General features: G+C 35.4%; 19 protein-coding genes and 1 tRNA gene. 5 read left to right on the forward strand and 15 right to left on the reverse strand.

The window, feature by feature from the left end; translation table 11 throughout:
• Positions 1-55: 55 nt before the first annotated feature.
• From pstB to HMPREF9456_RS00950, 4 genes are read right to left on the reverse strand one after another with little or no spacing between them, the layout of a single operon-like run.
• On the reverse strand, positions 56-802 hold the full coding sequence (pstB, locus tag HMPREF9456_RS00935; RefSeq protein WP_006841563.1) for a phosphate ABC transporter ATP-binding protein PstB: 747 nt from the start codon (positions 800-802) through the stop codon (positions 56-58).
• A 14-nt stretch (positions 803-816) separates the two neighbouring features.
• Positions 817-1,671, reverse strand: a complete 855-nt coding sequence (gene pstA / locus HMPREF9456_RS00940; protein WP_006841564.1) for a phosphate ABC transporter permease PstA — start codon at positions 1,669-1,671, stop codon at positions 817-819.
• A gap of 2 nt (positions 1,672-1,673) precedes the next feature.
• A complete protein-coding gene (pstC, locus tag HMPREF9456_RS00945) occupies positions 1,674-2,882 on the reverse strand; it encodes a phosphate ABC transporter permease subunit PstC (RefSeq protein ID WP_006841565.1) in 1,209 nt (402 codons plus the stop codon).
• A gap of 25 nt (positions 2,883-2,907) precedes the next feature.
• On the reverse strand, positions 2,908-3,723 hold the full coding sequence (locus HMPREF9456_RS00950) for a PstS family phosphate ABC transporter substrate-binding protein (RefSeq protein ID WP_006841566.1): 816 nt from the start codon (positions 3,721-3,723) through the stop codon (positions 2,908-2,910).
• Positions 3,724-3,884: 161 nt separating this feature from the next.
• On the opposite strand from HMPREF9456_RS00950, the gene HMPREF9456_RS17180 reads away from it, so the two are divergent.
• A complete protein-coding gene (locus HMPREF9456_RS17180; RefSeq protein WP_157181991.1) occupies positions 3,885-4,049 on the forward strand; it encodes a hypothetical protein in 165 nt (54 codons plus the stop codon).
• Positions 4,050-4,198: 149 nt separating this feature from the next.
• On the opposite strand, the gene HMPREF9456_RS00955 is transcribed toward HMPREF9456_RS17180, so the two are convergent.
• The 8 genes from HMPREF9456_RS00955 to HMPREF9456_RS00995 form a co-directional block, all read right to left on the reverse strand.
• Positions 4,199-5,758 (reverse strand): ORC-CDC6 family AAA ATPase, encoded by a 1,560-nt coding sequence (locus tag HMPREF9456_RS00955; RefSeq protein WP_006841567.1) that lies wholly within the window; start codon positions 5,756-5,758, stop codon positions 4,199-4,201.
• A gap of 240 nt (positions 5,759-5,998) precedes the next feature.
• Entirely contained in the window at positions 5,999-7,021 is a 1,023-nt protein-coding gene (gene trhO, locus HMPREF9456_RS00965; protein ID WP_006841569.1) for an oxygen-dependent tRNA uridine(34) hydroxylase TrhO, read from the reverse strand.
• Positions 7,022-7,201: 180 nt separating this feature from the next.
• Positions 7,202-7,729, reverse strand: a complete 528-nt coding sequence (locus tag HMPREF9456_RS00970; protein ID WP_006841570.1) for a hypothetical protein — start codon at positions 7,727-7,729, stop codon at positions 7,202-7,204.
• A 164-nt stretch (positions 7,730-7,893) separates the two neighbouring features.
• Positions 7,894-9,330, reverse strand: coding sequence for an SDR family oxidoreductase (locus tag HMPREF9456_RS00975; RefSeq protein WP_006841571.1), 1,437 nt, complete (start codon positions 9,328-9,330; stop codon positions 7,894-7,896).
• A 150-nt stretch (positions 9,331-9,480) separates the two neighbouring features.
• Complete coding sequence (gene mnmE, locus HMPREF9456_RS00980) at positions 9,481-10,872, reverse strand: tRNA uridine-5-carboxymethylaminomethyl(34) synthesis GTPase MnmE (protein WP_006841572.1); 1,392 nt, start codon at positions 10,870-10,872, stop codon at positions 9,481-9,483.
• A gap of 256 nt (positions 10,873-11,128) precedes the next feature.
• Entirely contained in the window at positions 11,129-11,902 is a 774-nt protein-coding gene (locus HMPREF9456_RS00985) for a peptidase associated/transthyretin-like domain-containing protein (protein WP_006841573.1), read from the reverse strand.
• A 118-nt stretch (positions 11,903-12,020) separates the two neighbouring features.
• Positions 12,021-13,916, reverse strand: a complete 1,896-nt coding sequence (locus HMPREF9456_RS00990; RefSeq protein ID WP_006841574.1) for an amidophosphoribosyltransferase — start codon at positions 13,914-13,916, stop codon at positions 12,021-12,023.
• Positions 13,917-14,087: 171 nt separating this feature from the next.
• Positions 14,088-15,851, reverse strand: a complete 1,764-nt coding sequence (locus tag HMPREF9456_RS00995; protein WP_006841575.1) for a DNA polymerase III subunit gamma/tau — start codon at positions 15,849-15,851, stop codon at positions 14,088-14,090.
• Between the two features lie 137 nt (positions 15,852-15,988).
• Here HMPREF9456_RS00995 and HMPREF9456_RS01000 point away from each other — a divergent pair, with 137 nt between their 5' ends.
• Positions 15,989-16,183 carry a CDGSH iron-sulfur domain-containing protein gene (locus HMPREF9456_RS01000; protein WP_006841576.1) on the forward strand — a complete coding sequence of 65 codons (195 nt, stop codon included), beginning with the start codon at positions 15,989-15,991 and terminating at the stop codon, positions 16,181-16,183.
• Positions 16,184-16,316: 133 nt separating this feature from the next.
• Positions 16,317-16,398, forward strand: a tRNA-Leu gene (locus HMPREF9456_RS01005).
• Positions 16,399-16,499: 101 nt separating this feature from the next.
• On the opposite strand, the gene HMPREF9456_RS01010 is transcribed toward HMPREF9456_RS01005, so the two are convergent.
• Together HMPREF9456_RS01010 and HMPREF9456_RS01015 are read right to left on the reverse strand one after the other, a co-directional pair.
• On the reverse strand, positions 16,500-17,945 hold the full coding sequence (locus HMPREF9456_RS01010; RefSeq protein ID WP_006841577.1) for a hypothetical protein: 1,446 nt from the start codon (positions 17,943-17,945) through the stop codon (positions 16,500-16,502).
• 257 nt (positions 17,946-18,202) lie between these two features.
• Positions 18,203-19,543: a DEAD/DEAH box helicase gene (locus HMPREF9456_RS01015; protein WP_006841578.1), complete on the reverse strand. Its 1,341-nt coding sequence runs from the start codon at positions 19,541-19,543 to the stop codon at positions 18,203-18,205.
• 260 nt (positions 19,544-19,803) lie between these two features.
• Here HMPREF9456_RS01015 and HMPREF9456_RS01020 point away from each other — a divergent pair, with 260 nt between their 5' ends.
• Both HMPREF9456_RS01020 and HMPREF9456_RS01025 read left to right on the forward strand, forming a co-directional pair.
• Positions 19,804-20,418 (forward strand): hypothetical protein, encoded by a 615-nt coding sequence (locus HMPREF9456_RS01020; RefSeq protein WP_006841579.1) that lies wholly within the window; start codon positions 19,804-19,806, stop codon positions 20,416-20,418.
• A 6-nt stretch (positions 20,419-20,424) separates the two neighbouring features.
• Positions 20,425-21,456 (forward strand): Kiwa anti-phage protein KwaB-like domain-containing protein, encoded by a 1,032-nt coding sequence (locus HMPREF9456_RS01025; protein WP_006841580.1) that lies wholly within the window; start codon positions 20,425-20,427, stop codon positions 21,454-21,456.
• 155 nt (positions 21,457-21,611) lie between these two features.
• Here HMPREF9456_RS01025 and HMPREF9456_RS17600 read toward each other — a convergent pair whose 3' ends face one another.
• Positions 21,612-21,743 (reverse strand): hypothetical protein, encoded by a 132-nt coding sequence (locus HMPREF9456_RS17600; protein ID WP_006841581.1) that lies wholly within the window; start codon positions 21,741-21,743, stop codon positions 21,612-21,614.
• Positions 21,744-22,067 lie beyond the last annotated feature (324 nt).

The following is a 22,067-nucleotide window of genomic DNA, read 5'->3' on the forward strand; positions in this document are numbered from 1 at the left end:
CTCTTCCTTCTTTTAATTGTAATTTTAAGAAACTAATTTTAATTAAACCTCCTTCTTAACCGAATCTTCCGGTTATATAATTTTGAGTTTCCTGCTTTTGCGGATTTAAGAACATCTTTTTTGTCTCACTGAATTCAACCAATTCTCCTAACATAAAGAATCCGGTTTTATCACTTACCCGCGCCGCTTGTTGCATATTGTGAGTAACAATAACAATTGTATAGTCTTTCTTAAGATTGTGGATAAGTTCCTCTATTTTTGAAGTAGAAATCGGGTCAAGAGCCGATGCCGGCTCGTCCATCAACAAGATAGAGGGAGAAACGGCTAATGCCCGTGCAATACAAAGACGTTGCTGTTGTCCTCCCGATAATTCGAATGCCGATTTCTTTAGTTTATCTTTTACCTCATCCCATAAGGCCGCTGCCTTGAGTGACTCTTCAACTCGCTGATCCAAGTCTTTTTTACTAGCCATGTCATTTACGCGCAAGCCATAGGCTACATTTTCAAATATCGATTTGGGAAAAGGATTAGGTTTCTGAAAAACCATCCCTACTCTTTTTCTCAATTCATCTACCTGAACTGTCTTATCGTATATATTTTCATTTTCAATTAAACACTCTCCGGTAAGTCTTGTTCCGTCGATAAGGTCATTCATCCTATTAAAGAGACGTAGGAATGTAGACTTTCCACATCCTGAAGGTCCGATGAAAGCCGTAATAGTATTGGCCTCCATTTTCATATTTATACCCTTCAATGCATGAAAGTCTCCGTAATAAAAATCTATGTTTTTTGCTTCAATCATTTTTCTTATTCTAATTAATTAGTCTTTACTTTTTTGCCGAAGTAACGTCTTAAAATAGTAGCTAAAATATTCATAAACAATACAATGACAATCAACACCAATGCTGTTCCGTAAGCAATAGGACGAGAGGCCTCTATATCGGTACCACTGGTTGCTATTACATACAGATGGTATGGTAATGCCATCACCTGATCATACATACTTTCGGGCAACTTAGGCAAGAAATAGGCTGCAACTGTAAATAGAATCGGAGCAGTTTCTCCTGATACACGCCCTATAGACAGTATTAAACCGGTAGTTATATTGGGAAGAGCAGCAGGCAAAACAACCCTGCGAATGGTTTGTAATTTAGTTGCTCCCAGTGCCAGACTTCCCGTACGGTACGAATCGGGTACAGCTTTGAGTGCTTCTTCGGTAGTACGGATAATGAGAGGTAGAACAAGCAAGCCGAGTGTTAATGACCCGGCAATAATAGAATCGCCAAAACCAAGTGTATTCACAAATAAAGCCATACCAAAAAGTCCAAAAACAATGGAAGGAATACTTCCCAGATTATTGGTCATAACACGTATGAATTTTACAATCCAACTGTTTCCGGCATATTCATTTGTATAAATAGCAGACATTACTCCCAATGGAAAAGCAAATATCATACTGCCTATAATCAGATACATAGTTCCTACAATAGCGGGGAATATTCCACCCGAAGTCATACCTTCTGTTGGGGCTGAAGTTAAGAACTCCCAATTGATAACTCCTACGCCGTTGTAGATAATAAATCCTAATATCCAGAAAAGGATTGCTACTACAGCCATGCCTAGTACACGAAATATAATAAATGCAATGCGCTGACTTAATTTCTTATCCATAACTATAGTCCTTTATTATATTGCTTTTTAGAAATTGCCTCAGCTGTTATGCTGATAATCATAGTTATCACAAACAGAATACATCCGAGCAAAAATAAAGCCTGATAATGAGCTCCTCCTGCCGGAGCTTCACCTAATTCGGCTGCTATAGTTGCAGGAATTGTCCGCACCGATTGAAACACAGAGTGTGGTATTATAGCTGCGTTGCCCGTAACCATCAACACTGCCATAGTTTCACCTATAGCCCTGCCTATACCTAATACAACTGCGGCTGATATACCCGATATCGAATATGGAATAACTACTTTGTAAACCGTTTGCCAATGGGTAGCACCCAATGCCAAACTTGCTTCACGCATAGCCCGAGGCGTATTACGCATCGCATCTTCGGCAACAGTTATGATGGTAGGTAAAGCCATAATAGCAAGGATAAGGCTACCTGTAAATGCAGTTTCGCCGACAGGTAAGTGAAAAGTTTTTTGCACAATGGGAACCAAGACAACTAAGCCGAAGAAACCATACACTACAGACGGAATTCCGGCCAATAATTCAATTGTTGGTTTCATAAGCTTGCGTGTTCGTTCATTAGCCAGTTCTGATATATATATAGCGACTCCGAGCCCTAAAGGAAGCGCTATCAGAATAGCAACTATACTCACAAGTAGAGTTCCCAATATCAAAGGCAATACCCCGAATAAAGGAGCTGGCGTTGCTGTGGGCATCCATTGCTTCCCTCCAAAAAAATCCTCAACATTAATATTCCCTGTTGTAATCACCTTTACTCCGGGCATATTTGTTGGAGCATACTTTTCGGGTAAAAATGCTATGATATTCGGGTTCTCGGCAATCACTTCGCCTAGCTTTTGCGGTAATAGAGCATAATCTTCTCCAAATTCTTCTTCAGAATACATATTGAAAATATCATCTATTCTGAAAATCTTTATTTCTTCATTTGCTCCGCCAAGTTCTGCCCAATTGGTTATTTCTGAATCAAATATTTCTTTTATTTCAAAAACATTTAATTTGTTAACTGCATTCTTAGAGTTTACAACAAGTGTATAGCCATGTTCGACAGAAGGAGAATTAAACAATCCGAATCCTTCTTTGAATAAGAATATTACGATAAGGAGTATAGCGATGCTTGTTACAGCACCGCTAACTGTTAGTATGCTTTCAACTATCCGCTCTAATATTCGTTTTAGTTGTTTCATGTTATTCCTTTTGTTTCTGAAATCGTTATTTTACAGGGATAAATCCAACGTCCGATACTATTTTCTGTCCTTTAGCTGACAATACATAATCAACAAAAGGTTTTACTGTTTTCTCTGATTTTGCTTCGTAATAGAAGTATAGCGGACGTACAACCGGATAAGTCTTACTCTTGGCATTGGCTACTGATGGTTCTATGAATTTCTTCCCGCCGTCATACGATACATGTATTGCTTTTACAGATTTATTAATATAGGCAAGCCCTACATAACCGATAGCTCCCTTTGTTTGTCCTACTGACTGGATAATGGCTCCTGTTGCCGGCAAGCTCATTATTCCGTTTACATAATTTTTATTTGCCAAAACATGCTCTCTAAAAAATTCGTACGTACCCGATGATGTTTCGCGAGAATAAGGAACGATCTTCAGGTCTGCTCCACCTACCTGTTTCCAGTTGGTTATCTTTCCGGTAAAAATACCTTCAAGTTGTTCGCGAGTTAAGTTTGATACTTTATTAGAAGGATGTACTACTACTGCAAGTGCATCATAAGCAACAATTACCTCTTTCGCCTCTTTCCCTTTATCTTTTAACTGCTGTCTCTCCGAGAATTTAATTTTTCTTGAAGCTTGTGCGATATCGGTAGTTCCTGCCAAAAGCGAAGATATACCAACTCCACTTCCTCCCCCTGTTACCGTAACAGTTCTGGATGGATTTGCCTTCATAAAACTTTCTGCTTCTTTTTGTGATAAAGGCAATACTGTGTCCGAACCTTTAATCTTTTGAGCACTAACACCAATACTTAATGATAGTAATGCTATAGAAACCAAAATTGTTTTTTTCATAATCTTTTTATTTTTAGTGATATTTTATTCCCTAGTTTTTACAGCAACAAAATTATTACACTGTTGTTACAGCCTCTTTTCTATTTTGTTACATTTACGTTAAGATTTGTTTAGGCGAAAGTCTATCACTCGCCTATCATTCGTCTGTAATATTGATATTTATGAAAAAATATTTGATGGAAGGCCCTATCTATCCAAGGGTACATCCACGAGAAGTTTCTCTAAGATTTAAGATGGTTTTTAGAGTGGCGGGTGATAAGGAGGAGTTGACAATAAGATACTATTTTCATCTTATATTTTCAATCGTATTTGACAGACAACGATAGAAAAGGCAATATAAAACATCATAATAGTGACGTTTTTGTTTATATCATTTATATTGTGAAATCTCTAAACAGTTATTATATGACACAAACATCTCACAATCAATTTATTGAATTGTAAGATTTGAAGTAATTATATATATTTTAATAATTTATTTTATATTATCATGAAAATCTGATAATTCTAAAATTGCTCGACGAATTGCTCTATAATCATTACGAGGGACATTAACAAATTCAGATGATAATCCTTCTTCTGTTTCAACTTCAAATAAACCTTTAGGAGCCTTACTTGTATTTATTAAATCAACATAACAGCCAAAATCAATACTATAGACATTATATCTAATACCAGGAGTATCTTTTCCTGAAACACTCTGCTTTATTAAATGCAATACTCGAGCATCGTATAGATAATTTATTAGATCACTTTCTGTATCGGTTCTTAGTAAAAATGCTCGCGCATTCCTATTTTTTATAACCACATCAATAATCCATCTTAAAAGTTGAAGTGCTGTCACATTTGATGATATCGACTTCTCTTTATCCCGATTATACCAAGTTCTAGCAGAATCTCTAATATGAAAAATCGAGATCTTATCACTTCCAGCTTTCATTGCAGCATTAACCAAAATATTAATAGCATCTCTTGGAACGCCTTCTGATGCCCGAACAAATTCCTCAAAAGCATTTATCTGTGTAAATGCAACATTTACAAAATCATCGGCATGCTTAACTTTTAAATCCTCCGGAAGAAATGATGAAATATGTCTAAATATTAAATTCTTAAAAAAATCAATTGATAAATATTCATTATTATCAAAAACCATAAATTCATCAAGATTTAAACTTGTTACATCAGCTCCTGTTTCGATACCAATGTAATCTGATGCCGATTGAGAAAATCTAAAATTAGATCTATGCTCTATTGCTCCTATTTTTACGCTAATGCCAAATAACGGGAAAAGCGTCCTTCTAAGTAGGTCTGCTAAAAATGGCTGTAGTTCCATTGGAATCTCTGCCCATTCGTCTAATATAATCCAAATTTCTTTTGGAGTAATTATTTTTACAATTTTCTCAAAACAAATACGAATAGAAGGAAAATGTATTCTATGTCTTTCTATTCCTGATATATTTTCTCTTTTATATGCTTTTTTTACACAAGAATCTTTATTCCCTATACCAAAAAACATATTATCAAGCCCCATGCCCATAGATATATCACTCTCAGAACTAACGCTATCTTCATATGTCCTTTCTTTTTCAATAGGTCCTAATATCTGAACTTCAGTGATAGCATCTGAAAGTTCATCTAAAACTGGACCTATCTTAGATAAATCTATCGTATTTTTATCATCTATAGCAAAATCTAATATTTGATTATGTATAACAGATAGACTATCAACTAATAGTCTAGTAGCTCTTTCTGCAATAGATATAGTAGAGTCTGAATATAGTCCCCCTGTAGAGCCTATTGTTCGTAAGTCAATATTAATACAACAATTTCCTTCTTTCTTTTTTTGCGAATTCAAAAAGCTTAATATATGAGTTTTTCCCGTACCTCGTCTTCCATATAAAATCTGATGATCAGGATTAGTTAGTAATGTAAATAATGAACCAACATCAACAAAAGTTTTAATCAATTGATCTTCGGGATATTTCTCTGCACGTTTCCTTAATTGAAGTATTGCATTATTTATAGAACTACTCATTGTTTATTAATTTGTAAGTACACTTTTGGTAAATAAGATAAACAAATATAATAATATTATCTGAAAATAAAACATATAAGATATTGCAATATATTGATAGTGAAGTTTATATTTTCCTCTCTTACCTTCTGTCTTGTTTGATAAATCTTTTACTCTAACAGATTCTAAATTTTTTAAGTTTTGTCCCTCTGGAATATTCAGAAGTATATCTCCCAGCTCTTCTAATTCATATTCCCCCAATTAAAGTTTTTGTAAACTTTTCCCTTTTCTAAAAATCATCGTATCATTTTTAATGCCTTTGCGCAATATCTTCCTTTGCTCTTGAGGTAGCGTGACAATGTTTTTGCAAGCATCGGAACAGCAATTTTGCATCTTTTGGGCGCATTTCGAGCATTGTATAAACAAAAGATGGCAGCCTTCATTTGCACAATTGGTATGCGTATCACAAGGCTCTCCACATTGATGGCAATGAGCTATAATATCATCGGTGATTCGTTCTCCGAGACGATTGTCGAAAACAAAGTTTTTACCTATAAATCTCGATTTCAATCCTTCCGATTTTATTTGGCGGGTATATTCGATAATGCCTCCCTCTAGCTGATAAACGTTTCGGAAGCCTTGGTGCTTGAAATATGCACTCGCCTTTTCGCAACGGATACCTCCGGTGCAGTACATCAATAGTTTTTTAGACTCTTTGTAGTCCTTCAACTGCTCATTTATAATGGGAAGCGATTCTCTGAATGTAGTAACATCGGGAGTGATCGCCCCTTCAAAATGCCCTATTTCACTTTCGTAATGGTTACGCATATCAATGACGATGGTATCAGGGTCGTCCATCATATTGTTAAAGTCTTGTGCTTTCAAATGAACACCTATGTTTGTAACGTCAAAGGTGTTGTCGTTAAGCCCATCGGCTACAATTTTGTCTCTTACCTTTATCTTCAATTTGAGGAAAGATTTATTGTCATGTTCTACTGCTATGTTCAACCTAATGTCTTTCAGAAAGGTATAAGTGTCCAAAAAGTCTTTAAAGGCACTCATATTATGAGCGGGTAATGATAACTGGGCATTAATCCCTTCCTTCGCTACATATATACGTCCTAACACATCCAGTTCGCTCCATCTGACAAAGAGTTCGTCTCTGAATTGTTGCGGATTGTCGATGTGGGCATAAGCATAAAATGATAATGTAAGCCTGTTTACACCGGCTTGGTCTATTAATTTTTCTCTTTCTTCGTTACTTAATGTATTATATAATTGCATTTTATATATTAATTAAAATAGTTGAACAGATTATAAGTTTCGATAAGAGTACAAATGTATAATATGATTTACTGATATAAACGAATATTCAATAGATATAATCTATAAATCATAGGTGAGTGTCTCACTTTAAGTGTAGATAGGTATCGTTGTTGGCTATAAGTTTTTTTTGATTAAGCCTTACTGTAAGCTTTTCCCTTTCGGAATTGCTTTAAGAATATTCTTTCTCACCGAACTGATAGCCGGGCATAGTTCCCCTTCCATCATTTCGAGTATTGTTTCCAATTCCTGTGTTAATTCAGGAATAGTACGACAGAGCTCGTAAGCTATTTTCATACAAAGTGACTGCACTCCGGGTAGTTCTTTAACTGAGAGCATTCGCTCGAGACAGAAATCCAAAAAATCAACCCTCGGAGGATCTGCCAAAGGCTGTTTATAAAGTAAATTGAGGATAACCCTCCGTTTACCTCCATGCTCACATGTCATCACTTCGTCAATAAGCTCATCTTGTTTTTTATACAGCCATTTATTAGCTTCTGCAGAAAAATGTGTCAAGACCCAAGCGGCGTGGTACCCAATGTTTTCATCTTCTCCAACAACTAAATCATATAACTCTTGCTTTGAGTTGTCACTATTATCTATTAGACGAAGTATTTCTTTTACATCCTCCATTGCGATACGTTCCGACAGTTTAGCTTTAAAATTCATATAAATGATGGGATTCTTAAATCAAGCTGCAAGTTAATAAAGTATATCGAATTTATCTGTCTTTTCAATATCGTTGAAAGATTTGATAATCTATTGAATTGGTATTAAAATATAAAATATCCTACTTTAAGGGCACGCATCGTTGTCGTAAAATAAATTTAGTATTAGCTGTCATATTTCTTCGTTGCTATGTTTTTTGCCATCCCTTTAAAAATAAAAAAATGAAATGGAAGAACCGAATACCAATAGAGCCTTCCCCACAGTCCTAAAGGACGAAATGTAGCTGTTTGAATCAATTCATTGGAACTATTTATTTTAAATTCCAACCAAGCTTCACCCGGTAGTTTCATTTCAGCATAAAGCAGTAATCGCTTTTTGTCTCTATCAGCGACTAAGACCCGCCAGAAGTCTAAAGCTTCTCCTACGAAGATTTCAGTATCACTTTTTCTTCCACGTCTAATTCCTGTACCTCCAACAATCTTGTCGAGGAAGCCTCGAATATTCCATAACCAATCGGCGTAATACCACCCTCGTCCTCCCCCAATAGCAAATATATTATCTAAAGCTATGTTGGGATCATCTAATCTTACTATTTTTTGATCGCTAAAACAACCTTTTGTGGGAACAGAGATATGTGCCGATATGCCCTTCATTAACACTTGACTGGTTAAAGCATCTGTCCAACTCGATAATACCTGATTTTGTTCTATCCGATCAAATGCCAACTCTATGGCTTCTTTGTAGCTGATAAGCTTTATTGGAAATAGCTGAGGGAGCTTATTGGGCTTGCAAACCACTTCTACTCTCATACTTTTCACAAGATTCTTAGCCAACGAAAAGTTAGTTGATGTTACGAAATACAGCCAATAGGATGACAGCTTTGGTGTCATAACAGGTACTACAAATATATACCGCTTCAGGTTTCTCACTTGTGCAAACCGGAGTAGCATTTCTTTAAATGTCAATACATCCGGTCCTCCAATATCAAAGCTCTCATTATAAGTTTCTTTACGAAGTAATATTAGCGATAAATATTCGATCACATTCCGAATAGCTATGGGTTGACATTTCGTTTTGAGCCATTGCGGAGCAATCATAATGGGTAATTTCTCAACCAAATCGCGCATTATTTCAAAAGAGGCACTTCCTGAACCAACAATTATACCTGCTCTCAAGGTTGTTAATGCTACTTTAGATTCAGTAAGAATTATCTCTACATCTTTACGAGACTGTAAATGTTTTGACAAATGAGCTTCGTTAACGATACCACTCAGATAAATAATCTGTTTGACATTTGTTTCTTCTATTCGCTTGACGAAATTTTGTGCCGACCGTTGTTCCATTTCACTGAAGTCGCCAGAAGAAGTAGACATTGAGTGTATAAGGTAATATGCAACATCTATGTCTAAGGGTATATTTGCTAACGATTCGGGTTTTAAAAAATCTACTTCTATTTTTGTAACTTGTGTTGTCCAATCATCGTGAATATAAAATCTTTTTACATCACGTACGCAACAGACAATTGTATGTCCAGCATCTACTAAAACAGGTAGAAGTCGCTGAGCAATATATCCGGTTGCACCTGTCAATAATATTTTCATAGTAACTTGTTATTTAATACAAACAATAAAGTTTTTCTTTTTGTTCTTAATAATGTTGAAACTATTGAGAAATACCTTTTTACAAAGAAAAACAAGGACTAAACTTATATGAAAGTTAGTCCTTGTTGTTTATTGATTGTATCAGGTTACTTACTTACCGATGCAGAACTTACTAAAAATATTACCCAATATCTCATCGGTAGAAATTTGACCTGTAATCTCACCAAGATAATACAGACACTCACGAATATCTTGCGACAGAAAATCTCCCGATATTTTTAGTTCTAACCCTTCAGAGACACGTTTTATTGCAGTCAATGCATTTTGGAGAGCTTCATAGTGACGAACATTTGTAACAATAATATCCTGTTCACTAATTTCGGGAATATTTGCCGTTTTTACCAATAAGTCTTCCAACTGATTAGTCCCTTGCTCATATTTAGCCGAGATGAAAACCCGTTCAGGAATTTTATCTAATAGAAGCTTTTCTTTTTCTGCTTTTCTTTCTGCCGAAATAATATCAACCTTATTGAATACAAGAACCAATTTCCTATCTCCAACTACAGGCAGTATTTTTTGAGACAACTCCTCAATATGCTCATTTATAGTTTCACAATCGGCGACCCACAAAACAATATTCGCTTGTTCTATCTTCTTAAATGTACGCTCAATGCCAAGGCTTTCTATCTCGTCATGAGTATCCCGTATTCCGGCAGTATCAATAAGCCTGAAGGTCAGTCCTTGTATATTAATCGTATCCTCAATAACATCCCTCGTTGTACCATGAATATCGGATACAATTGCTTTTTCCTCATGCAAAAGAAGGTTAAGTAAGGTAGACTTACCGGCATTTGTTTCGCCTATAATTGCAACCGGAATACCCGATTTAACGGCATTACCTATACTAAAAGAATCTGCCAGCTTCTTTATATGCGATTCTATCTGATGTGCTGCCTCTTTGAGGTGATCTCTATTTGCAAATTCAACATCTTCTTCCGAAAAGTCTAGTTCGAGCTCTATCAAAGATGTAAAATTCAGCAGTTCAGTACGAAGCTCAATCAGCTTATTGCTAAAACCTCCACGCATCTGATTCATTGCCAAGCGATGTGTTGCGGCTGAAGATGATGCTATTAAGTCTGCCACCGATTCGGCCTGAGACAAATCCATCTTACCATTTAAGAAAGCTCGTTGAGTAAATTCACCCGGCTGAGCCAAAGACGCTCCTTTTGATATAAGCAGCTGTAATATATTTTGTTGAATATAAATAGAACCATGGCAGGATATCTCTATTATATCTTCGCCGGTAAACGAATGCGGATTTCGGAATACACTAACCAGTACATCATCTAAAACGACATTATCTTTAATGAGAGATCCAAAATGAACTGTATAAGCTTTTGCATCCGCAAGCTTTTTCCCCTTAAAGGATCTAAAAACAGCGTCAACTAATTCTATACATCCATTTCCCGACAGACGTATAATGGCTATTCCTCCTATACCTGCAGGTGTAGATATAGCTGCTATTATATTGTTTTCTTTCATAATCAATTATTAATACGAATCAGTAATATGTTAAGTCCTAAAAAGTGACAAAGGTGACAAAAGTGACACGTTTTTACACTCTTTTTCCTGTCATGTTTCTGCTTACAAAGCTCGGTTTTCAGGATCACCTCAAATAGATAAAATTATACAGATCAAATAACTATTGCAAATTAATAAAACAAAGATATTAAATTGTTGGTTGGTTCTGAAATTATCCGACTTTCAAGAATATAATAAATTGATTATAAAATATATGTTATTTCGGGTTTTCCTCGTAATTCTTTACTTCATAGAAATATACATTCTCACCCATCTCATTATGCTCCAGATTTTCTCCCACTACTCTTATTATCCGATATGGTTTATCGGATTTCTCTTTGGGCAATTCTGTCTCGATAATATAAGCACCCATGCTGGGATTATCTTTCCCTACATATTCCTGCACACGTTGTACAGAGTTGATCACAGCCTCTTTATCATCAATATATACCCTCACCTTGAAAAATTCAGGTTTAACTGATATATTCACTTCTTTCTCTGCCTTAGCTTTGTTTAGCTGCAATTCTTTGGAATACGTAAGTAATTTCGCCACACTCATAGGTCGTGTGTATATAAAGAGGCCATTATACCCTCCCTCTACTTTGAATGCGTTTGTTCCGTAAAGCTCCAGACGGTGATAACGAGGATTTATCGTCAGATCTCGATCTGCTATTACATTCCATGCCCAAAACTCAAGACGTTTGTCGTCATCCGCCACTGCATCTCTCCGAGGATACTCTTTGGGGCGAAGTGCATACAATGACTTGTATTTCCCTTTCTTTACATTCTCCAGAGAGTAATAGCCGTCTTTATCTGAATACGTTTGATAAGCAGGCGAAAAATCCGAATAATTAAGTCCTATCCAGCAACTGTCGATAGGATTTCCGTCGAAATCTGTAACCCGTCCTGATATTGTTACAAATTCTTGAGAATAAATGTTGCTGATACCTACTACGAATAAAATTAACAGAAATAGTCGAGTTCTTTTCATATTATATATTTAATGGTTTACATCTTTTAGAATAAGACTACCGTAAGACGAACATGGTTACATGAAAAGTGAATAAAAAAAAGAGCTGATATAAAATCAGCTCTCTTATATATTACCCTTAATAAGAGCGGTTGTTTTTTCCTTCTATATAATTCAAGAAAGCAGTGTTCACCATTCTGTTTCCACCCGGAGTCGGATAATCTCCCGAAAAATACCAGTCTCCCTTGTGATTAGGTGTCGCTTTATGAAGGTTTTCAATGCTCTGGAAAACAATTTCTATTTCGGCCTTTGTTCCTTTTGGTGTTAGCATTTCAGCCATCTTTTTCGAAATATCTTCGTCTGTAAAAGGAGCATAAATCTCTTTCACATAGTTTACTATTTCCTCTTTTGGCTTATCCTTCTGCGCCAAAGATTTATGATACACTTCATCTATCACCGATTGCATTCCTCTTTCTTTCAGCAATTCGATAGCAGCCCTAAACGCAGCAAATTCATTCATTCTCGACATATCGATACCATAACAGTCAGGATAACGTATCTGAGGAGAAGAAGATACGATAACGATTTTCTTCGGATGAATACGATCGAGTATTTTTATTATACTCTGTTTCAATGTAGTACCTCTCACTATACTATCATCGATAACAACCAGATTATCTTCATACGGTCTTACCGAATCATAAGTAACATCATACACGTGTGCTGCCAAGTCGTCACGTCCCTTATCTTGTGCAATAAAGGTTCTTAGCTTTATGTCTTTTATCACAACTTTCTCAGTGCGAACCCGCATAGATAAGATTTTCTGTAAATCTTCTTCGGTAATAGATGCCCCTTTTTCCTTTATCTTTCTAAGTTTAACATCATTCATATGTTTATTGAATGCATCGGTCATCCCAAAGAAAGCAACTTCTGCCGTATTGGGAATAAAAGAAAATACGGTGTGCTGAATATCCGAATCGATAGCTTTCAGAATTTGAGGCAAAAGAAGTTCTCCCAATTTTTTGCGTTCGTTATATATGTCAGAGTCTGATCCACGCGAAAAGTAAATACGTTCGAATGAGCACGGAGAAACATTTCTAGGCTCTTGTATCTGAGAAAACATAACTGTACCATCTTTCTTTACGATAATGGCCTGTCCCGGGTTTAACTCTTTTATATCGGCAACATCAAGTCCTAGAGCTGTCTGTATAACAGGTCTTTCTGATGCAACAACAACAATCTCGTCGTCGTTGTAATAGAAAGCCGGACGAATACCCGAAGGATCTCTGTAAACAAATCCATCGCCACATCCGATAAGCCCACCTATCGTATAACCTCCATCCCATTTCTCACTTGCCTTGTTGAGCATAAAATGGATATCAAGATTTTTCTCTATCAGTGTGTTCAGCTCCTCTCCTTTTGCACCGGTACTCTTGTTGTGTTTATCAAACTGATATTGAACTTCTCTGTCGAGATAATGACCAATCGATTCGAGAAGTACAAATGTATCTGTATAGTCGCGAGGATGCTGCCCTTGTGCCAACAATTCGGCAAACAGTTCATCTACATTTGTCATATTGAAATTACCGGCTAAAGCCAAGTTTCTTGACCGCCAGTTGTTACGACGCATAAATGGATGAACGTATGAGATTCCGCTTTTTCCGGTAGTGCTATAACGCAAATGCCCTAAAAACAATTCTCCGGCAAATGGAAGATTTTTACTGGCATATTCAGTATCATTGAGTTTATCTTCCGATACTTTTTCATAGTTCTGATAAACGTTTGTGAAGATCTCTGAAATAGCACTTGATCCCACAGCTCTTTCCCTGAAGATGAATTCGCTACCCGGAGGCGAGTCTAATTTTACAACAGCCAAGCCTGCGCCCTCTTGACCTCGATTGTGCTGTTTTTCCATTAGCAAATAGAGTTTATTCAACCCATATTGCCATGTACCATATTTTTGTTGGTAATATTCGAGCGGTTTTAATAAGCGTATCATGACGATACCGCATTCATGCTTTAATGGCTCTGTCATAAAAAGATCTCCTTTGTTGGAATTGTGAGAATAATTTTTTTTTGAGGCTACAAAGATAGCACGATTTTTCCTCTCGTCCTAGAAATATATTTATTTTAAACCTTCGAGGTTTTTATCTAAAATTTTTATTTTGTCCTACCTTCTCAGTCTAACTCTTTTTGTAATTTCTCATCATGATAACTCCAGGCCAAACTCATCTTTCAACCTTCGTAAACTTTCGTTTTCTTCCATCATCAGATTAAACTTCTCGGCAGGGGTAAAAGCTAATTTTTTCTCATTATTTTCACTTATTCTGATCTCCATCCTCAGATGAGTATTGCGAAGTTGTGCTCTCAACCTTGACAATATATCCATCTGATATTCAAGAAGACGTTGTTCCTGAACGGGATTATTCACAATCACCTCAAACACCGTATTGGCGATAAGATTAGGAAGACAATTGAGCATTGTATTTCTCAGATGGAGCTCTTCGGTCAAGCTCTCAGCATACGCTTTCCATTCGTTGATAAGTTGGAGTGGAGTAAATCTCTCGTTAAGGACTTCTATTGTTATATCAGCTTTTGTTGTTTCCTCATCTTTTTTCTTTCCGAATGCTGAGATAGAAACACCAAAACCTCCGGCATTCGGTGTTGTTTTAGCAGGCTCTACACTGACTGTCGGCTCTTTGGCTGCTACAGAAGGTGTTACCCTTTGCTGAACGGGAGGTTGTTGAGCAGGCTGCGGGCTCTGCGCCGCGGGCCTCTGATTTGTAGTCGGTGCAGCCGCTTGTACAGGTTGTTCCTGCTTGGAGAAAATCGGATCAATTACCTGCTTTTTTTTTTGATCTTCAATTCCTGCTTGAGGTGAAGATAATTGGCAAAGCCTAATTATTGTCAAGTCGGAGAGTAATCGCTTATTTCGGCTATATTTATAATTAAGGTCACTTTCGTTGACCAACTCGATGGCTTTATACAAAAATTCGTTAGTACATTTTTTCGCTGTTTCTATATAACGATCTCTGATGGAAGCTCCTACTTCAAACAGTTCTGCGGTCTTGGCATCTTTGCAGAGCAATAAATCCCTAAAATGCGAGGCAATACCTGTTATCACATTATTACCATCAAAACCTTTGCTAAGGATCTCATTCAGAATCAACAAACCCTCTACCACATTGTTGGTTAAAATAGAATCTGTCAATCGGAAATAATATTCATAATCCAGAACATTCAGATTCTCGATAACAGCTTTGTACGTTACATTACCCCCTGTAAAACTTACTACCTGATCGAAGATAGACAAGGCATCACGCATTCCTCCATCTGCCTTTTGAGCCAAAACGTTCAAGGCTTCGGGCTCTGCCTTTACATGCTCCTGATCGGCCACATACTGAAGGTGCTCTACTGTATCTTTGATTGTAATACGGCTGAAATCGTATATCTGGCAACGAGAAAGTATTGTTGGAAGTATCTTATGCTTTTCGGTTGTAGCCAATATAAAAATAGCATGGTGAGGCGGTTCTTCCAATGTTTTCAGGAAAGCGTTAAATGCAGCCTGCGAAAGCATGTGCACCTCATCTATTATATATACCTTATATTTTCCTATCTGCGGAGGGATGCGCACTTGCTCGATCAAAGATCGGATATCGTCTACCGAGTTGTTAGACGCAGCATCCAATTCGTGTATATTGAAAGACCGCTGTTCGTTAAAGGCAACACACGATTCGCACTGATTACAAGTTTCGCCATCGGGAGTTGGAGAGAGGCAATTTATGGTTTTCGCAAAAATACGGGCACATGTTGTTTTACCAACACCTCTAGGTCCACAAAAAAGATATGCATGAGCCAGCTTGCCCGACATTATCGCATTCTTTAGTGTAGTGGTTAATGCCCTTTGCCCCACAACCGAGTTGAAAGTCATAGGACGGTATTTCCTTGCCGAAACTATATAATTATCCATTCTTGATTTTTCTTCTTTGGTATCACAAAGCTATGAAAAAAAATGGAAAGATAAAATGTAAAAGAAAGCGAGATGGTGACCTTTTTAGCATCTAAAATGTTATATTGATATCAACGTTTTTAAAACTATCATCTATTATGGAAAAGGATGAAACATTATTGAAAATCAAAGTGATTCCTAATGCGCCGCTATTGGTGGAAGGAACTGTAGAACTAATTTTAGCAGACGGAACCTCAGTGATTAAAGACAAACCGCATCTTTGCCGTTGTGGCGGATCGCAAAACAAACCGTATTGTGACGGTACACATGCTAAAATTGGCTTTAAAGGCTAATTTATAAGAATTTATTTACGGGATAAGAGCATCTAAATTAAAATATTAGTTTAAATGCCCTTATTTTTTTATGATTAAGTGTTGGATGAAACACATTTTATTATATCTTTGTACCCGCTAACGCAAATTAGCCGCGGATGTGGCGTAATTGGTAGCCGCGCCAGACTTAGGATCTGGTGCCGAGAGGCGTGGGGGTTCGAGTCCCTTCATCCGCACAGAGAGCCTGACAGAGAAATCTGCCGGGCTTTTGCTTTTGTAAATAGTTACTGAAAATATTTTTAAACGTACCAGCGTGCAATTTTTGCACGCTGATAAATTAATCATTATCATTTGCCCTATCAATATATCTAAAAAAATTACCATTTTTAACAGGCTCACAACTTCTTACCATTCTCCATTTAATAACTTGAGTCAACCCCTTGTCAATTACATATCCTCCATAATTTGCTAATTTTAATAATAGCATCGCACTTAACATGACTAACCTATTTGAGACAACATCTAACAATTCATTTTCTGAAAGATTTGACAGATTCATGTCTCTTGGAGGCTTGGGTAATCTCCCATGCAAAAATAGATTTCGACACTTAATACAATATAGTTCTTCTTCATCTAAATTTATACCAATAAGCTTAAATGCTTCTGAAAGTTTATCTGCATTAGGAATATTATTGATGTTTTCCAACTTTATTTTTAACTTATCGTGCTGTTGCTGTTTTATTTGAGATGAAAATTCTTTTAGGGTTTTCTTCAACTTATATCTAATTGAATTTATAGTATCTTTATCTTCAATAATAACTTTTGATGCAAGTTTATCGCCGATAGTACCTGTGATTGTTTCTAATGCAACTGCTCCTAATGTCGCTTTTGACAATCCATTAATATTCCCTGCCTCAATTAGCAAAAATGCAGACCTCTTATATTCTTCATGCTTATATAATAATTTAACCAAATTATTAAACTGAAAACTTGTTAGTTGTAGCTTTTCGTTAGGTATATTTTCATATATTCCTGTGCTTATAATTGGTGAGCCTGAATTGATTACTTTATTAACATTCTCATAACGATAAGTAAGGCTTTCAACACCCTTTGACTTTTGTGCAACAAAATATATAGTTTCAGCCATATAATATCCACTTAATAAACCGAAAGCTACCATTATAGCATCAATTATCTTTCTAAATTTAGCATAATCAATTACACCATTAGGCTTAAATATATAATATCCATTTTTACTATCAATCAATACATAATAAAATACTAAGTCCACACCATCTACCTTAAGATTAATCGCATTATAAGACCCATTATCTTTTTGATTTGTGGTTAAATCGAAAAGAACCCCCAATTTATACGGCTCAAACTTATCTTTGTCAAATTTCACATAGGCAGTTTGCTTTGATTGTATCCATAAAGAGTCTTTAGTATCAACATCTCCTTTAAATGCTTTACATTCTACAGCAAATTTTTGAGGATATTTACCATTATGATGTTTAGCTTTAACGATATCGTAATTTTGAACTGATATCTTTTGTCCTCGAGATAAAAGAATAAATGGTCGTGTGAAAAAATAATCGATATCAAGACCTTTAGATTTGTCTTGTTCTTGTAATTCAAACCTTAACAAGTAGTTACCATTATCTTGTATACTAAAAGATGAGTCAATAAACAAATTAGGGATTGTTGTTGCCAACTTATAGACATTTTTTTCGTCCTCAAGTTGTTTAATGAAATTTATAACTAATCTATCAGGTTCTAACATAAAGTTTTTATTTATTCATTTTAGTACATCTAAGATAATCAAACATATTCAAATAACTAATATTCATAGCTTCACTATCCACTCTCTTAACTCATAAATCAAATCCAAATCTTCAAAAAATCGGTACGAAAATATCAACCTCCCCAAAAACCTATATAATAATCCAATACCACCCACACCATATCACACAAAAAGCGACAAACCAAAGAAATCTTTAATTTGCCGCTTTTTTATTTATTCTTTCTAATGGGTGAAAATCAATCAGTCTTCTTGATAACGTTTCTTGCCACTTCTATCTTATATTTCTTACCCTTCATCTTCTCATCTCTGATATTACCCAAAAGAGTTTTTACGGCAGATGTTCGCACTGCAACAAAAGAGATAAAGTCTTTAACGTCAATCAATCCCAAGTCTGATTTATCTAACTTCCCTTTTTGCAAGAAGAAGCCGACAATATCACTCTTATTTAGTTTATTCTTCTTACCTCCACTAATATATACAGTCTGATATTCAGGGCGGTTTGGCAAATTTTTCCCCGCCGCAACTTTCAGAATATCCAAAGTATCGGAGATATAATCGGGCATTTTTTCGTCTTTGAATTGTATGATATACGAGGTTCCTGAAGCATGCATACGAGCTGTGCGCCCGTTACGATGAACAAATTCGCTCTCTTTAGCCGGAAGATGATAATGTATCACATGTTTCATTTCGGGAATATCCAATCCTCTGGCTGCCAGATCGGTGGTAATCAAATAATTCAGACTGCCATTTCTAAATTGGATTAAGATTCTTTCCCTGTCATCCTGATCCATACCTCCATGATAATATCCTGTTTGTACCCCTTTCTTGTTCAACAAATCACTAATACGCTCCGTAACTTCTCTATGATTGCAGAAAATAAGTGCCGGCTCAGAATTAAATGAACATATTAAGTGGAATAAAGATTCTATCTTGTCTTTTTCGGGAGATAAAACGAGTTTAATTGAAAGGTTATCGCTTTTTTCTTCTTGTATATAATCAAGAACTACCGGCTTTTGCATTCCTACAAATTCAGGAATTTCCACATCGGAAGTAGCCGAGAGAAGAACCCTTTTTTGCAGGTTGGGCAGTTGGCTAATGATGGTATCCATTTCCTCCTGAAAACCTAATTGTAACGATTTATCAAATTCATCGAGAACCAGAATACGAATAGAATCTGTATCAAAAGATTTCCGTTCCAGGTGGTCGGTCAACCTGCCCGGAGTACCAATAAGTAAAGCGGGAGGATTGCTTAGGTTTTTCAACTCGGTATCAATAGAGTGCCCGCCATAACAAACATTTACTTTGAATTGTGTACCCATCTTTTTCCAAACTTGCTCTATCTGAAGAGCCAACTCCCTTGATGGAACAATTACAAGGCATTGTACTTTCTTTATATCCTCTTTCAGCAATCGGAAGATAGGCAGTAAGAAAGCAAGCGTTTTGCCCGAACCTGTAGGAGATAATAGCAATGTGTTTTGACTATCGATTATCGCCTTTTGAGCTGCAAACTGCATTTTATTCAGATTGCCAATCCCCAGATTGGATAATATGTCTATATGTTGATTTTCTGTATTCATCCCACAAAGGTAATATATTATCTTATAGCGCTCTATTTCGTTTCTTATTTTCAATCTTAGCTTGTGTTTCTATTTCGTGGGCAAAATTTTCTACTTCATAGTCTATGTATTGTTCGAAAAGGAAGAAATGATAATGGAAATAAAGAATAGGAAATTATTAAAAGATAATTATCAAAAAAATATGATATAAAATACATATAATCAGATGAAACCATTAAAAATGTTTACTTATCTTTACAATAGTTAAATGAACATAATCTATGGCTAGTGAAAATTCAAAAGATATTAACAATTTGAGAATCATTCCGCAAATTGGTTTGTTTATAACATCATATACCCCATTATTCCTTATTATTATTATAAAAGTTATTGCAAAAAATTCAGACTTTTTATATTGGGGCGGATTTAATTGGTACTCTTTCCAAACGTTTCTTTCGAAGTTTGGTTTAGTTACAGGTGCTACTCTTATAATTTTACTCAGTTTTCTAATAGTAAAGCTAACATTAATGAATTTAGAAGCCTCAATCGATAATGGTTTTTTAGTTAGAGTTAATAATGTGAATAATAAAAGTTCTGAGATAATTAGTTACATTGCCACATACATTATTCCATTTGTATATGATGCTAATGAACCGCTCGATTTTCTAATAATGTTCTTACTTATTGCAATTATATTTGCTATATATATCAATTCTCCATTACTGATTGTAAATCCAATTTTAGGTCTAAAATATGGAATATATGAAGTTACATTTATGCAAAACGGAGCTTCAAAATCTGCAATTGTTTTATCAAAAGACAAATATTTATTAGAAGGAAATGTAATAAAATTATTATCAATAGGCCATAAAATTTATTATTCAAAAAAAATCTGATACACCATGTTGCAAGAATTATTAAATGACATTAAAGATTCGGACAAAAAAAATCTATGCCTTTTTTTCATAAATCGTACACTAAAACCGAACGTAAGAAGTAGAGACAGAGTCTTAGAAAAGTATGATTATAAAGTCTTTCAGGTAAATATAGATGATGAAATCAGGAGTTACTTGTATTCTTTAAGCTTAGAGCAAATAGAGTACGCTATAAAGAAAAAGTTTGATATTGTTGAATATGATATTATATCAGACAGTACGGATCAACTATATACATACCAAATGATCAATAAAACAATGTCATTTGTATCTGTTGTAAATGATCAATTACCAGATAGATCTTCAATACCTCAGCTACAAAACCTTAGCGAACTAATTGAAATAGGGTCACTTTGGGCTTATTGCGTAGGATATTTACCCGATATTGCTAAACCAGAAGACTGGATATATACTTTTAGAAAGATTGCAAATACTAAACTTGTAATTGACGAAAAAGATGCAGATAATAAAACCATAAAGCAAAAATTCATAAGAGTATTCTTTAATAATAAAAGCAATAAATTGCAATTTTTACATGGCGAAACAATTACATTAGACAAACAAATAGATTGTATCTATAAAGTAGACACATTCTACATCTTAAAGAAGAGGGAGTTTGAAAGGATGGTAGGTCTTGAAGAAGATTTTAAACAGCAAGCAGAAGAAACAATTGACAAAATGGCTGAAACTAATATGTTTAAAGGGCTCGATTTTATAAGAAAAGAAATAGAGGAATCTCCATCAATACATAAGAAGCTGATAAAAATACAAAAACTTGAGACTTACCAAGGGTTAAAACAGTCAGATATAAAAAGGATGGAAAAAACAGCTCGTCTATTTGGGAGTAAGCTTAAAACGGATGACGGTAAAATTGTCATTGAAGATAAGGCTGACATTGAACTTGCAATAAGATTATTATGTGAATATTACAAAGAAGGGATGGTTACAAAGAAAAAATTTGGTACTTATTCAGGTAAAATAATGAAAACTTCAGAATAAAATTATAAATCTTATATTGAAATTTATTTTCTTTTTTACGCCAAAACTAACTACCAAAGTTCTGCTTGCTTCTTTTAGAGAATTTATAAGGTGAATAGAATCCTTTCATCAGCACAAAAAGAGCTTTTAATCAGCTGATTAAAAGCTCTTTTTATTTAATCCCCTTTTTTATGTTTATGAGGTTTAAGAGAAGGGGTATTGCCTGGAGTATTCTTATTATCCCTCTGACGTCTGTCTGGCTCTCCTGTGGTCTTAGCAATTCTTTTAGGTCCTGGTTTGATTCCCATAGTTTTCTTTTTTTATAGGTTAAACAATTAATTACCATAAACTTAACATCAATTATCGTGCCATAATACATTTTGGCAGGGCTTTTTTATCTAATTGCCCCATACTTCATAACCCCTCTCCCCCTCCTACAAAAACATCCCTCCACATCCATAAAAAATACCCCTTGAAAAATAAAAGGGTACTCCAACACTATATTTTTGTTAATAGTTAAATAATCTGACGTCTTATCATTTTACGCTAAAAGTTGGGCTTCTAACAAATCATCTCTTAATAAATCTTTTTTTTAACAACCAAATGGCGAGGCTCATTGTTTAGATATGAGT

The organism is Dysgonomonas mossii DSM 22836 (assembly GCF_000213575.1).
GTDB lineage: Bacteria > Bacteroidota > Bacteroidia > Bacteroidales > Dysgonomonadaceae > Dysgonomonas > Dysgonomonas mossii.